Origin of the sequence: Caballeronia sp. SEWSISQ10-4 2 (assembly GCF_030464885.1) — a bacterium.
Taxonomy (GTDB): domain Bacteria; phylum Pseudomonadota; class Gammaproteobacteria; order Burkholderiales; family Burkholderiaceae; genus Caballeronia.
This window is the reverse complement of the sequence record NZ_JALPRJ010000085.1, coordinates 1-13,468: the sequence shown is the minus strand read 5'-3', so window position 1 is coordinate 13,468 and position 13,468 is coordinate 1. Positions and strand designations below refer to the sequence as shown.

Here is a 13,468-nt window from a genome sequence, read left to right as displayed (position 1 = left end):
AACTGGGCTGACATGGCCGCTGGTTGCCCGGTGAACACTACGGAGAGCATCGATGGTGAATTCATGGAGAACGTCGGTATTGGCCTCACGACATCTCGCGCTTGGCTCGAAGCTCGAGAACTGGAATGGCATGGGCACCGCCTGGACCTACGAGGCCGATCTGGCGGACCAGCACGAAGCCATTCGCACGAAAGCGGGCCTGATGGACGTATCGGGACTCAAGAAACTGCATATTGTGGGCGCCCATGCCGAGATGCTGATCGACCAGATCACGTCGCGCGACGTGTCCAGGCTCTATCCGGGCAAATCCGTCTACGCGACCATGCTCGATGAACGGGGGTTTTTTGTCGACGACTGCATCATCTATCGCAACGGCCCTAATGCGTTCATGGTCGTGCATGGCGGCGGAGCAGGGCACGAAGCGCTGACACGCGGCGCGATGGGGCGCAACGTCTCCGTACTGTTCGACGACGACCTGCACGACCTGTCGCTGCAAGGGCCGCACGCTGTCGACTTTCTCGCTGAGCACGTGCCGGGTATTCGCGAACTGCGTTACTTCCATCATCTCCAGACCACGCTTTACGGGAAGCCCGTGACCATCTCCCGCACCGGCTACACCGGTGAACGCGGTTACGAAATTTTCTGCAAAGCAGCCGACGCCCCGTTGATCTGGGACACGGTGCTGGCGGAAGGGGCCGCGTTCGGCATCGTACCTTGTGCGTTCCTGACGCTCGACTGGCTGCGGGTAGAAAGCTCCCTGATGTTCTATCCCTACGACAACTCCGAGATGTACCCCTTCGCAGACCAGCCACCAGGCGACTCGCTATGGGAGCTCGGTCTCGACTTCACCGTGTCGCCGGGCAAGACGGAATTTCGTGGCGCACCGGAGCATTTCCGGCTGCAAGGCAGGGAGCGCTTCAAGATCTTCGGCTTGCTGATCGATAGCAGCGAAGCCGCGCAGGGCGGCGATTTCGTGTGGGCTGACGGTAAGCGGGTTGGTGTCGTCACCTGTGCGATGGTGAGCCGCCTGACGGGCAAATCGATGGCGATTGCGCGCCTCGACACGCCGTACGCGGTGCATGGGCGGCGCGTGGAGGTATTGCGCGGCGACGCCCGCTTGCACGCAATCGCCCACACGATGCCGTTCGATGATCCCGACAAGCTGAAGCGCACCGCCAAGGGCTGAGCCCTGCGTTTGAAGTATTCCTGCTACCGAACGGAGAGTGACATGAGCGTGACGAACGAGACGGGATTGCCGGGTGTCCTTGACCATCTGGCTGGCGCACCGCCGATGCTGCACCGGAAGATCAGTTGGGTCGGCGCATTCTGGGTCGCTAGCGGGGTACCCGCGCTGGTGCTGTTTTCGATCGGTTCGATAGCGGCGACGGTCGGCAAGCCGTCGTGGCTGATCTGGGTGATCTCGATCATGTTTGGGTTCGTGCAGTCGTTTTCCTATGCGGAGATCGCCGGGCTATTCCCGCACAAATCCGGTGGTGCTTCGGTATACGGAGCAATTGCATGGGTGCGTTACGGCAAGCTGCTTGCACCGCTTTCAGTGTGGTGCAACTGGTTCGCGTGGTCGCCGGTGCTGGCGATTGGTTCAGGCCTTGCAGGCGGCTACATTCTCAACATGCTGTTCCCGGCGGATTCGCTGGTGAATACGTGGCAGCTGACATTAGTGAACCTGGGCTGGATGGCGAGCGGACTGAGCCTGCGGATCAATGCGACGTTCATCCTCGGCGCCGCGATCCTGCTGATCACGTTCGCCATCCAGCATCGCGGCATCCTGCAGGCCGCGCGAATCCAGATGATCCTGGCGATTGCCGCGCTGCTGCCGCTGCTGCTGGTGGGGCTTTACCCGATCTTTACGGGCGACCTGCCAGCGCAGCACCTGTTTCCGCTTTATCCGCTCGCGAAGGACGCAGCGGGCAAGGTCATCGACGGCGCCTGGGACATGAGCGGCGTCACCCTGATGGCGGGCGGCCTGTTTATCGCGGCATGGTCGACCTACGGTTTCGAAACGGCCGTCTGCTATACGCGGGAGTTTCGCGATCCGCGCCGCGACACGGTCAAGGCGATCATCTATTCAGGCTTGCTGTGCATCGTGTTCTTTACGCTCGTGCCGCTGGCATTTCAAGGCGCCCTGGGGCTGGGTCAACTCGTGACGCCCGAGGTCAAGGACGCTTCCGGCGCAGTCACGCAAGCTGCTGTCTACGACGGGATACTTTCGCCGGGTATCTATAGCGGCATGGGCGTGGCGCAGGCAATGGGAAGTATCGTGCATGGCGGTGCGCTCGTTGAACACGTTCTTATGGCCATGCTTGTGCTCGCGCTCGTGCTGGCGATCATGACATCGATGGCGGGTTCTTCTCGCACCCTCTACCAGGCCTCTGTGGACGGCTGGCTGCCCAAGTACCTCGGACGAGTAAATGCCAATGGCGCACCCACTCGCGCCATGTGGACCGACCTTGGATTCAACCTTGTCCTCTTGCTGATGTCCGACTATGTGTTCGTGCTCGCCATGTCGAATGTCGGTTACATCATTTTCAATTTCCTCAATCTGAACGCGACGTGGATTCATCGCTTCGATCGGGCAGGCTGGTCGAGACCGTTTCGCGCTTCCACATGGCTGCTCGTGGCCGGCACGATCCTGTCTTTCGTCAATCTCGCCCTTATGGGGCTGGGTGCCGATACGTGGGGGAAAGGGACGTTGGTCTCAGGGATCGTGTTCGCTGCGTTGATCGTGCCGGTATTTGTCTGGCGGCACTACGTCACCGATAAGGGGCAATTTCCCGCCGCCATGACAGACGATATGGGACTTGGCGATACGGATGTGCAGAAGAGGGCGGGCGTCTGGCCTTATGTGACGCTCATTGCCGGTGTCGTCGTTGTAGCCGGTGCGCATTTTCTCGCCGGCTGACTCGAATTCATCAGGCGAGCACTGTTCCTGCTGCCCGCATGCCCCAATACGATGCTTCCTCGAATAGAGTGACAATTCTGACAGATCCGAATGGGCGAACACCATCGGAGCGTCGACGTCGCGCAGTGCGTTGAGACCTGGCCGGCTTAGGAAGCCCACGTCGGGCGACGCCATCGCGTGGCCACGTATGGTGACTTCGAGTTGCGTCGCATGAAGCCACAGGTTACGACCTGTACGCGAGACGCAGATTGATTGCGGCTTGCTCTCGCAGCGCCTCGGCACTCGCTGTTTCGAGCCACCGGCGGGTATCGTCCGGATCCCCGCTGCTCAGAGCCTGGTACGCTGAAAGCACGGAGCGTTGAGGTGGCGAAACACGAATATCCTGATGTGTCGAGACCACGTAACCGGGACCTTCGTCCTGGTACACAAGGTTGTCCCACGAAAGCGGTACGCCGGTTGATCAAGGATCGGGTTCTGCCCGCCGAGCAGGTGATGTCCGACGCCCCGTGGCAGATCCGCGCGAGCGATCTGTATTCCCGAGGCGGTCGCTATCGCGCTGACTCGCAAACATCGCCCGTGTCGCAGCGACGTCGAAGGACAGATCGCCATGTTTATCGAGGATTCGAAAGGAGGTGCACAATGAACGCCTCATTGCGATGGGGCGCCGGAATTGGCTATTCAGTTGGACAGAACTCGGCGCCAAGCATGTTGGCATTGTGCAGAGCCTTCTGGCCACGTGCCGACTACACGACATCAATCCGTACGACTATTTCGTCGATGTGCTGCAGCGCGTCGGGCAACGTCCGGCGTCACTATTGCATGAACTCACACCACGACAATGGATGCAACGATTTGCAGCAAATCTGCTTCGGTCGGATTTGCATGAGCTTGGCAAGCGGGATAACAATGTTGAAGCATGACCGCTTACGTTTATTCGTGTGATTGGGTTCGCGATGAAGGGGAAGTATTGGGTTATGCGAATTGAACGTGCGGTGCAATACGCTGCTATTGGCGCCTTACTGAGTACGCCTTATGTCCCTCTAGGAATGGACCGATCTCGGTACAGAAGCCTGAGACAATTTTAAATCCGGATAGTTTTATCCTATTCGCCGCGTAGTTGTTTTTGCAAGGCTGCCGTGTCGACCAAATCCCAATGTTCCGCAAGTTTGCCGTTCTCGACGCGCCAGATGTCTAGCGTTGTGAAACTAATCCGCTTGCCGGTCGGTGCAAACCCTTGCACGGTTTGTGTGTGGGTTGCCGTATAGAGACTCCGCGCGGCTATCTTATTACCGTCGAAGATACGCTCTTCAACCTGCATCTGTATGTCGGGCCATGTCGCAACGATGTGAGCAAGGTTCTCAATCTGGGCTGCGAGACCTGATGGGCTACGCCCGGAATGCTGAATGTAAGTTTCGGTGAACATGTCGGGATATGAACGCGCATCGTGCGCATTCAACGCAGCTACATACCGGTCGAGCAAAGCCGAGAGCTTGGTCTTCTCCGTGCAATCATCGGCAGCTTTGGCGCTGGAAGCGCCCGCAGCTAACCACACAGTGCCGAGCATCCCGGCAAGCATATTTCGGCGATTTGTCATTGTGGTCCTTCGGTAGTTTGATTGTCGACGAGATTCCATGCCGATTTGGCTCTGCTAATAACGTGCGTTAACGAAAGAAGTAATATCGCTCCAAGCGCGATTTCAGTCGCCGCCAGCGATATTGGCAACAAGCTCGACCCCAGCAATATTGTCTTACTCAACCTGGCTGCAGTAAGAAAGGTTTCCGCCGCAACCGAGGTGAGGATTGCTGCGACGGCGAGCGCCGAACAAACGAATGCAGTCCGCACCCTTAGGCGAACTGTTGCATCGAAAATATCCGAGATCGGCAAACAGCTTGCAGCGACTCCAAGCGTTCCGGTCAACAATGCAAGCCAGAATGCGTATCTGTCAAAAGCTGCTGCAGTATGGCCAAATGTCGTGAGTCGAGAAACGTGCGCTATCTCCGTGATCGCGGCAACCCGGCATTCCATCACAGCGAACGCAATACCGATGACCACCAAGATCTGAGCGCAAATTGATTTGCTCGTTTTTCGAAGCGACGCCATCGCAAACTGAGCAGCCAGGGCGCGCGGCGCACCGAAGCGTTCAATTGCAAGGGTTTCGGCGTCTTCGGGCGAAGAGGACTGGTAAGCGGCGCTACACTCGCGAAGATGATCCTCCACCTCGGCACACACGCTCTGCGCCAACGCATGGTCAAACCCTAGTTCGCTCTTCAGCGAACAGATATATCGGTCAATCGGCGAGAGCACGAGCCCCCCCAAGAACGGCTGAAATCGCATTGGCAAAGCGTGTCCAGCTTGCTTGACGGTCGAACAATGCCTCTTTACCTCGCTTGGTAATAGAGTACACACGCCGCTGGCGCCCCAGCGGCGAGGTCTCCCAGCAACTGCTCAAAAGCCGAAGCTCCTCCAAGCGATGAAGCGCGGGATAGACCGTTCCCTCGGGTAGGTCGAAGCCGCCGCCGCTGCGGTCCCGGATCGTCTCGATAACCGCGTAGCCATGCGACGGCCCTGTTTCGAGGGCTGCGAGCACGATCATGTCGAGGTGGCCTTTTAGCATGTCTGTTCTCATACCTATATATCATAGGTATGAGAACAGACCGTGTCAATCCCTTTTCTACGCCAAAGTCGGCTCAATACCGGCGCTCAACTACAAGGGGTATTTTTGGCTCTGTCAGCTTGATCGGGAGTCGGCGGTAGAATGAAGTGACGAAGAAAACGAAATCGGTTTATCACGGTCACCGCCTCCCAAAGAACGCTTCGCCACATGGCATGATTGGACTGTTACTGGTGCAGTCGAGAAAATTATCTGATTAGGATAACTACTCTTAAGATTCGCAGGTAATCCACGCACGCCAACTTGACAGAGCCCCACCGGACGATCAAACGGCTTACACGACCTATGCTGGGGTTCAAGGATTTTCGCTGTGCCCGCATCATTCTGAGTGGCATCGAGGTCGCGCACATGACTGCCAAAGGGCAGATGAAATACGCTGGCAAAATCAAACCGTCTGCAGACCGGCAGTTCTACTCGCCAGTAATTAAATAATCCTTATCATATGCCCTCTTTCATCACAATCGCCTTACCGCGACAAAACCCGTCAAGCCGCACGTTGTGTTGAACCGAGGTCCAGTGCGGCAAGGGTTTGGTGGTCGAGGTCAATCCAGCAAGCCACCACTTGTTTGCCGTCAACGAGGACCGAATGCCCTGCACGGTGGGCATGAACACCAATGCGACGAAACAGGCGCTCCATGCTTAAAAAGGTAACGCCGATTATTCGGTGAGCGCCTAAGGTCATTGCGCATTGCACGGCCGCCGTAAGCAGAGGCTGCACGGCCCACCGATACGACGCCTCGCGGCCATGGCTAGAGCTCACTGCAAAACGGGACAATTCCCAAACCTCGGTCGAAACGGGCGGCGGCATGTCGGCCGAAAGAAGTGTAGGAAAGATTTCCTGCAGTAAGTACGGGGCGGTAGTGGGCAGCAGCCTGGCGCAGCCGCAAATAGCGCCGAGGTGATCGCGCGCGACAACGTACATTGTGTCGTCCCTGTCGTATTGGTCGCGCTCGCAAGAGTCGCGCGTTTGCAACTTCCATCCCAACTGCTTGACGAATACATCATACCGATATTGACCGAGAGCAACCGCGACTTCCGCTGGCAGGTCGCTGCCGCGATGAATCAATATTCGCATCTCTATCCCCTCGGCTTTTTGTAAGGGGAATTAGAGCGTCGTCGACAAAGTAAAGTAACTGTCAGAGTTAACAGATTGTCTTAATTTTATGGTCGAGAGTTAGTTGATGAATGACAGAAATATTTATTTTCAAAAAGAAGGCAGCGAAGCGACGCACTGTTAAGCGGCCGGTTTCGAGACGCTGTAGCAGTCGTCTAACGCGGCCTCGCGCTCGCGCACGGCAATTCGAGGCGCGCCCGATTCAACGAAAAGATTGTTTATAGATGTGGCCGGATGCTTAGTTAGCGAGAGTATGCCGAGACTATCAATGGGGAACGGAACTGAGGCGGGTCTTAATTAAGATAGCCTGGAGCCGCGATGAAGACCGAACAAATCGTTGAACATATGCTTGTGTCTACCGACCGAGGTGCGAACTCTTGCCAGGCTGCCGAAACTTTTAGGTATTCTTCTGAACTTTACCTAGACAATCCAAAAAATAGGATCTAAGCTTTACTTACTGATTATTATATTCTTGAAAATTTGGCTATGCGCGGTGCAATACTGGCAGCGCGTTTTAGTCTGAGAATTTCGTGGTAAACGACGGAAGTCCAATTCAATTCAGCTAGGTATCCTAAGAGAACGGCTGCTGTACGAACCCCCCCAACATCGATGCCATATGAGTCGATCAACATGACGTTGCTTCTAACGTCTTGCCCTTCGATCAGTAATGTTCGCGAGACTGAGTCCCGGTACCATGACCATCCGATTGAGAGGCGGGGTGACCCTTCGCAGCGGACGCTTTGCCATTCAGTGTAGCCCGCGTCGTGTACGTTGGCGGTACTGCTCCGCAATTCCAAAAGCAATTCGTCATCGACGCAAGAATACGTATGGACGAGGCGCGTGCTCTTTACGGCTCGCGCGGTCAAGCGTATATAGCCGTCGCTGCATAATTTGATCGAATCATTGTGCGGCGCTTTCATGCTCAAAATTTATCATAATATTTCAGCATGCAAACCTGATAGTTGCGACAGTACGGGGGCGGTATGTGGACTGGTTGGGACAGGATTTGCTCGGACCTTCGTCAGGCGGGTGACGAACGGCAACTATTTGAGCGGTTTGCTTGCAGCGTACAGGAATTCGGATTCGAATACTGCTCCTATGGAATTCGCGCAGCGCTGCCGGTTTCGAATCCTGCCGTGATGATATTTGATTCATATCCATCAGGCTGGATGACGCACTATCGTGAGAACAATTTTCTGACAGTGGATCCGACAGTACAGCTCGGAGCTCGCAGTCCCAATCTGATTGTGTGGTCCGACCAGACATTTTCGTCCGCCCCGCGCCTTTGGGGTGACGCACAGGACTTCGGATTGTCGGTGGGCATAGCCCAGGCAACGTGGGGAGCGCATGGAATATTTGGACTGCTCACATTGGCGCGCAGCAACGACGCTCTTTTCTCGACCGAGGTTTCGCATCTCGGCACTGAGGTTCTCTTTGCGGCCCATCAGCTTCACGCCCTGATGTGCTTGTTGCTGGAACCAAAGCTTCTACCCGGGATCGATATTACTCTCACTGCTCGCGAACGAGAAGTAATGCGCTGGACCGGTGAAGGAAAGACCGCATATGTTATTGGTAACATTCTCAATATTTCAGAGCGAACGGTCAATTTTCATGTTAACAACGTTCTAGTTAAGCTGAATTGCACGAACAAAATCCAGGCAGTAGTTAAGGCCTTCGCGTTGGGCCTGATCGATGCGGGGTAAGAGAACGTAAGCTACGACCTTGCCGTGTTAATGTGGAGCAGCGGATAGAGCTACACTGCGAACTTGAGGAAACGGGCGCTGTCGGGTTCCTTCCAAGTCAAGGTGGCGGCTGGCTTGGCGCGTCGAGGGGCCGCCGACATTGATGGGCCTTTCGGTGGCTCGGAGGCGTAAGCAGGTGCCCGCTGCTCCTGTTGAAGTTCGCTAATTCTTTTAGCAATATCAATTCGTTATGCTAATAAAAAATTCGGAGACCCTCGATAAATAAGGCCGCGAGCCAATAGTCGCAGGTTTCGAGTGAGTTGTGTCCAGGCAACGGCAGCACAAATAGCGATTGTGGTTCGGGCGGATGAATGTTGCGTATCTTAGGGGCTGCGCGGCACGCTGTCGGAGCGTTTCCGCGTAAGCGCGCAAAGTGGCGTATGTGAAGACAGCATGCCACCGTGCTAGCAGAATTAACGAGCATCGACATCAATATCAAGCGATGCATCGGCGCGCGTCTGCTGAGGCGAAAAATCGCATCACAGGAACACGAGGGTGTGATCATCGCCAACATCGTGAACCTGTGGAATGCCCTTGGCAGGTCGGTTTGCGTCAAAAATGATAGTTGCGTCCGCAACGATCCGATTGCCACCCTTTGAACAAAGCCATAAAAACAAGCAACTTCGCGATGCCAACACCGGCGTCACTGAGATCAGCGCATACCTGTTGACTTTGACAGTTGCTCCTTCCTTGCGTGGCCAAGTAAATTCCAATCGCGGCGTACAGGATCGAATCCGATCCGTGACGCAGCGGGGCAACCAGACGCGCGGGTGGTCGAGGAGAGATGCGGCCCACAATGCGCTGGCGAGTTCCGAAAATACTGGGCCGACGCTTCCGGCATCATCTTCGACGTTCGGGGTCGCACGTGACGTATCCCGTGTCGGCGGACTGCAAGCGGCTGTGAAGTTTCAAATCTCGTCGTACCTGACCAACAACCAACTATTCTGGAGAAAATATGTCACGAGTCACTGACGTGCTTACTGCAATCGACACAGCCACTGTCCTCCTGAAATATCCGAATCCCAGCAAGAACCCAGACGCCCCCACCCAGATCGATCCGAAGTACGTCTACATGATCACTAACCAGGACAATGCGATCAGTGGTCAGGCGGGCGGCGAACTCAACCTGAAGGCGCAGGTCGGCGACCTAATTCGCTGGCGCGAGACAAGCCTCTCGCTTGGGTTTGAAACTGCCGCGATCTTCTACAAGTTCGTCGGCAACGTTGGCAATGAACTGATTTCGACGCCGACCCCCCGGACCGCGGAAGCGTCGCTTCCCTATCCGAATAATAGTAAGCCGTCGGTTCCCGTGTGCCAGAAGATCTCCAACTATTACTGGTCCTCGGAGACTCTGAAAACCGGGAGCGTCACGTACCATTTCAATTTCATGATCGTGGACCGCAGTTGCAGCGCGCTTGGATTCTTCTCGTGGGATCCGTTTATTACGATCAGCAACTAAAGCTGGTGGACCCTTGACGACAAGGGTCCTTTTCTAAATACCCGCAATCGCTGCGTGCATGCCCGGGCCGGCCCGACGTGGGCGGCCCTCTCTCGCCGCAGTTGCTGTCGCAGCAGGACGTGATCATGAAAGGGAGCGCGGATGTCCACGGAGAAGACAGTCAAGGAAAAGGAAACATCTGGTCGCCACATTGATGTATTGGTCATCGTCGATGCAGCGACACTGCTGTCACGCTATCCGGGCGTCGGTCTTTCTGCGGATACGCCCACGTCTATCGACGGCGAGCTTATTTACGTTATGGCGGCCGGCCACGTCGAGTTGTTGGGGCGAAATGACAGCCATCTCGATTTGATCGTTCCCGTCGGGGACGACATCCATGTCCGCGGAAATGCACTTGCCCTGAGCGGAGAGCACGGCGTCCTGTTTTACGACATCACTTTGTTAGACACCGATATCGTATCTGCCTTTAGGCTTGACCAGGTCCACGGCTTGACTGTACCCATTCCCAGGGCCGACAACCTGTTGCAGCCGGACAATCAAAGCGTTGATGATCATTTCTGGCGCACTCAGGTACTGGCTCACGGCACCGCGGCCTGCGACCTATACTTTATGGTGCTAGACCGGGGGTGCACAATCTTAGGCTATTTCCGCTGGAATCTGCAAATCGGTACGTCCCGCTAATTCGCGAATTGGAAGTCTTGTCTTGGCCCTGCGTGAAGATGGACTTGCCGCGATATCGGAGGATTATCGCGGTAAGGCGATTGTGATGAAAGAAGTCAATATGATAAGGATTGCCAACATCACTAGGAATAGAACTACCGGGTTGCAGATGGCTTGATTTTGCCAGCGTATTTCATCTGTGCTTCGGTAATCATGTGCATAGACAGCGATGCCGCATCAGAATGGTGTGGGTACAGCGGCATTGGTGCACGGATAGGTCGATGAAGGTTGGGGTAATAAAGTGACGGACCAATCTTGCTGAAGCTGACGAATGCCGTGCAAGTGCGGCGCCGATCGCCGGCATCACATTCCGACGATGGCGCGCCACGTGACAACTGGCCGCAATATAAAGCGGGCCTACGCAGCCGGGAAGTCTGACGCTGTGGATTTCTCCCGAGGCGCTCGCGCAGTGGCAGGCCCCACGACAGACCACACCGGGTGGTCAGACACGCTTGGATCTAGCGATCGAGACCGCCCTGATGCTGGGCAGTGCGTTGCTGATGCGTTTACGCCAGGCCGAAGGCCTGCTGGGTTCGGTGCTCCAGTTGATGTAGCTGATGCCGCCGATCCCCGATCACACTACTCTTATACGAACACCGTCCGGTTTGCCAAGTTGATCTTGATGTGATGCCTTCACGAGGTATCGGCTGCGGTCCTATATCCGGCGATTTGCGATCCGCACAACCCAGAATGGGAGCATTACTTCGAGTTCCGATGGGCCACGAAAACGCAGAACTCATCAAAAGGCCATGCGAAGTTTTACCGTGTCTGGCGAAGGCAGGATGGCATGTGTTCGACCTGCCAGGAACCCGTCACAAAGGGCTCCCCCTGGGATGTTCGTCATATTGTGAAGAGAGCCGAGGGTGGGTCGGATGCCGCAGGCAACCTTCGGATGCACCATCTCAATTACCGTAGAAATCGTTAGCCCGGCGTGCTATACCGGGCTAACGTTTTTACCTATTGTAGTTGTCGGGGGTCGATCGGCGCACTAGTCGTGGCGGAGGAATTGGGAACATTCGTGGTCGAGCCTGCTACGGCACGGACGCACAAGAGAGTAGATGCGGCTTCAGGGCGTATGTAACACAGGGGGGTCTTCTCATGATTCCAGCCGGCTGGAATTGGCTGTGTTGTGATGCCGACTACGACGTCTGGGATTAGTGTCGCTGGATATGTACCACACGTAACAACCTTGGGTGGAATAACCTTTTGTATATCAGCTACGACTTCGGAAGTGTCTTTTGCGTTGCATAGATGATATGTGACAGAGAATACAGTGCCACACTTCGCTGCCGCTTCGCTGCCGCTTCGCTGGGCAGAGTACATTGCCCCTTGATTGTAAATATCTGGCATACGGCCAATTTCGCATAGTCAGAACCAGGGTCCGGTTTCTTTACGCTGATTCCGTTGCATTCAAAATTGTAGCAGTGGCAGATTTTCAAACCCGATTCACTACCAGTTTGTGCCCCAGTTGAAGGGACGGAGGGAATGGGCTGCACCGGGGGTTTAACAGAGGGCGGCAAAACACAAGGTCTTGGGCCACACTTGCGGATACAGTGACCAGCCTTGACATTATTCCATTGTCCACAGCAATTCTTCACAAAGTTGTCGGCTGGTGTTGCAATGATAACAACGGAAAAGGAATCACAACCCGGCGGGAGAACTGCACACGGATACTTTACGTTGTCCCAACCTGCCGGCAAGGGACACCTTGTCATGTGAATGGCGAAATCCTTGACTTTGCATATCGGATGGCTGGTGCAGGTAAAGATTTGCGTTGGAATCAATGTCGAGCAGTCGACCAGAACGTTGTTGTTGTTGTCAACAGCCACCAACAGGAATGAAACTGCGTAACTTATGTGATAGTAACTACTGGCTTCAGCCACGTTTATGCCGATGCATTGTGACGAGATAGTCAGTTTCTTGCAATCCTCGAGTTTCTTGTATTCAGGGTCCGGATCCTGAACCTTGGTATCGATAACCTCAAAATCAATTGCCATGAACGCCTCCCAAGTTTGATATTGCCTGCATGTACATCTCTCTGGACGGTCATTTTCGCCACCGAGACCGGTGGTAGTCCGCTTCGCGGTGGCGTATTCGAGAGGGTGCTCTTAGTTTAATGGTTGGCCCTTGCGTAAATAGCTGGCAATGCTGACAGGGTCGGTAGGGTACTCACGTTGTTGAAGGTCGAGTGAACGAAAAATAAAACCTAAGTATTCCTGATTTATGTGGCAAGGCGATCCATAATTGGATTGCCCGTTACGGTTTTCCATGCCTCGAAGGCCTGCTTGCGTGCATGACGCTTCTCTTGCGCGTTCGCGTTGTAGCGGCAGTGCATGAAAATGTTTGCCATCTGGTCGTGGACCGATGCGAATCGCTGCAGGTGATGCGCTGATTTGAAGCGGCGCATCACTTTTTCGCACACCCGCTTTGGCTGGTGCGAGTTCTCCGCCCGATTGTTCAACCCCTTGTGCTGGCGGTGGTCTACGTTCAGTCGCAGCTCCCTGTTCGCCGCGGCGGCGTAGCTCTTAAGCTTGTCAGTGATCAGAACGCGCGGTGCGCGCCCGTGCTTCCTGAGCAGCTTGCTTGTCGCGCCGAATTTGCACAAGTGCGTCGAGCACCGTGTCATGCTGGTCCACTGCGCGCCACAGCCAGTGCTTCGTGCCGTTGATGGTGACCACCACTTCATCCATGCCACTTGTCGCCCCGGTCCAGCGCAGTAGCGCGGATGCGCCGCGCAATGCCCAGTCCGAACTTCACCGACCAGGGTCGCACCGTTTCGTAAGTAAGGCCTCTTTTGAATTTGGAGTGGGTGGGTTTGGCGGGTCAAGGGCGGGCGTGAGCC

11 protein-coding genes and 4 pseudogenes are annotated in these 13,468 nt (G+C 55.4%); 8 read left to right on the top strand and 7 right to left on the bottom strand.

Annotated features, from left to right (window positions below):
- The first annotated feature begins 79 nt into the window (after window positions 1-79).
- The 3 genes and pseudogenes from M0D69_RS36305 to M0D69_RS36295 form a co-directional block, all read left to right on the top strand.
- The gene (locus M0D69_RS36305; RefSeq protein ID WP_301786648.1) at window positions 80-1,186 is read left to right on the top strand and encodes an aminomethyltransferase family protein; all 1,107 of its coding nucleotides are present in this window, start codon (window positions 80-82) and stop codon (window positions 1,184-1,186) included.
- A gap of 105 nt (window positions 1,187-1,291) precedes the next feature.
- Entirely contained in the window at window positions 1,292-2,920 is a 1,629-nt protein-coding gene (locus M0D69_RS36300) for an APC family permease (protein WP_301786668.1), read from the top strand.
- A gap of 644 nt (window positions 2,921-3,564) precedes the next feature.
- Window positions 3,565-3,840, top strand: a pseudogene (locus tag M0D69_RS36295) (transposase domain-containing protein); the annotation flags it as partial.
- A 182-nt stretch (window positions 3,841-4,022) separates the two neighbouring features.
- Here M0D69_RS36295 and M0D69_RS36290 read toward each other — a convergent pair.
- From M0D69_RS36290 to M0D69_RS36280, 3 genes are read right to left on the bottom strand one after another with little or no spacing between them, the layout of a single operon-like run.
- Complete coding sequence (locus tag M0D69_RS36290; RefSeq protein WP_301786647.1) at window positions 4,023-4,514, bottom strand: ester cyclase; 492 nt, start codon at window positions 4,512-4,514, stop codon at window positions 4,023-4,025.
- Window positions 4,511-5,224 carry a hypothetical protein gene (locus tag M0D69_RS36285; protein ID WP_301786646.1) on the bottom strand — a complete coding sequence of 238 codons (714 nt, stop codon included), beginning with the start codon at window positions 5,222-5,224 and terminating at the stop codon, window positions 4,511-4,513. The genes M0D69_RS36290 and M0D69_RS36285 overlap by 4 nt, the downstream gene beginning before the upstream one ends.
- Window positions 5,208-5,534 carry a PadR family transcriptional regulator gene (locus M0D69_RS36280; protein WP_301786645.1) on the bottom strand — a complete coding sequence of 109 codons (327 nt, stop codon included), beginning with the start codon at window positions 5,532-5,534 and terminating at the stop codon, window positions 5,208-5,210. Before M0D69_RS36280 ends, M0D69_RS36285 begins: the two co-directional genes overlap by 17 nt.
- Window positions 5,535-5,795: 261 nt before the next feature.
- Between M0D69_RS36280 and M0D69_RS36275 the strand changes: the two are divergent.
- Window positions 5,796-6,023, top strand: a pseudogene (locus M0D69_RS36275) (IS6 family transposase); the annotation flags it as partial.
- 52 nt (window positions 6,024-6,075) lie between these two features.
- On the opposite strand, the gene M0D69_RS36270 reads toward M0D69_RS36275, so the two are convergent.
- Together M0D69_RS36270 and M0D69_RS43940 are read right to left on the bottom strand one after the other, a co-directional pair.
- On the bottom strand, window positions 6,076-6,666 hold the full coding sequence (locus M0D69_RS36270) for an acyl-homoserine-lactone synthase (RefSeq protein ID WP_301786644.1): 591 nt from the start codon (window positions 6,664-6,666) through the stop codon (window positions 6,076-6,078).
- Between the two features lie 503 nt (window positions 6,667-7,169).
- Window positions 7,170-7,625, bottom strand: a complete 456-nt coding sequence (locus M0D69_RS43940) for a DUF4902 domain-containing protein (protein ID WP_367619812.1) — start codon at window positions 7,623-7,625, stop codon at window positions 7,170-7,172.
- A gap of 63 nt (window positions 7,626-7,688) precedes the next feature.
- Between M0D69_RS43940 and M0D69_RS36265 the strand changes: the two genes are divergently transcribed.
- The 4 genes and pseudogenes from M0D69_RS36265 to M0D69_RS36250 all read left to right on the top strand — a co-directional run.
- Entirely contained in the window at window positions 7,689-8,408 is a 720-nt protein-coding gene (locus tag M0D69_RS36265; RefSeq protein WP_301786643.1) for an autoinducer binding domain-containing protein, read from the top strand.
- A 994-nt stretch (window positions 8,409-9,402) separates the two neighbouring features.
- Complete coding sequence (locus tag M0D69_RS36260; RefSeq protein ID WP_301786642.1) at window positions 9,403-9,906, top strand: inclusion body family protein; 504 nt, start codon at window positions 9,403-9,405, stop codon at window positions 9,904-9,906.
- A gap of 141 nt (window positions 9,907-10,047) precedes the next feature.
- On the top strand, window positions 10,048-10,587 hold the full coding sequence (locus M0D69_RS36255; RefSeq protein WP_301786641.1) for an AidA/PixA family protein: 540 nt from the start codon (window positions 10,048-10,050) through the stop codon (window positions 10,585-10,587).
- A gap of 310 nt (window positions 10,588-10,897) precedes the next feature.
- Window positions 10,898-11,177: pseudogene (locus M0D69_RS36250) on the top strand (transposase); the annotation flags it as partial.
- Window positions 11,178-11,843: 666 nt separating this feature from the next.
- Here the strand turns inward: M0D69_RS36250 and M0D69_RS36245 are convergent.
- Window positions 11,844-12,623 carry a hypothetical protein gene (locus M0D69_RS36245; RefSeq protein WP_301786640.1) on the bottom strand — a complete coding sequence of 260 codons (780 nt, stop codon included), beginning with the start codon at window positions 12,621-12,623 and terminating at the stop codon, window positions 11,844-11,846.
- Window positions 12,624-12,847: 224 nt separating this feature from the next.
- Window positions 12,848-13,316, bottom strand: a pseudogene (locus M0D69_RS36240) (transposase).
- Window positions 13,317-13,468: the final 152 nt, after the last annotated feature.

Bases quoted from the DNA above. Each gene is read 5' to 3' on its own strand.
- M0D69_RS36245 (WP_301786640.1), bottom strand. From the start codon at position 12,623: ATGGCAATTGATTTTGAGGTTATCGATACCAAGGTTCAGGATCCGGAC.
- M0D69_RS36255 (WP_301786641.1), top strand. From the start codon at position 10,048: ATGTCCACGGAGAAGACAGTCAAGGAAAAGGAAACATCTGGTCGCCAC.
- M0D69_RS36265 (WP_301786643.1), top strand. From the start codon at position 7,689: ATGTGGACTGGTTGGGACAGGATTTGCTCGGACCTTCGTCAGGCGGGT.
- M0D69_RS36300 (WP_301786668.1), top strand. From the start codon at position 1,292: ATGCTGCACCGGAAGATCAGTTGGGTCGGCGCATTCTGGGTCGCTAGC.
- M0D69_RS36290 (WP_301786647.1), bottom strand. From the start codon at position 4,514: ATGACAAATCGCCGAAATATGCTTGCCGGGATGCTCGGCACTGTGTGG.
- M0D69_RS36260 (WP_301786642.1), top strand. From the start codon at position 9,403: ATGTCACGAGTCACTGACGTGCTTACTGCAATCGACACAGCCACTGTC.
- M0D69_RS36280 (WP_301786645.1), bottom strand. From the start codon at position 5,534: ATGCTAAAAGGCCACCTCGACATGATCGTGCTCGCAGCCCTCGAAACA.
- M0D69_RS36270 (WP_301786644.1), bottom strand. From the start codon at position 6,666: ATGCGAATATTGATTCATCGCGGCAGCGACCTGCCAGCGGAAGTCGCG.
- M0D69_RS43940 (WP_367619812.1), bottom strand. From the start codon at position 7,625: ATGAAAGCGCCGCACAATGATTCGATCAAATTATGCAGCGACGGCTAT.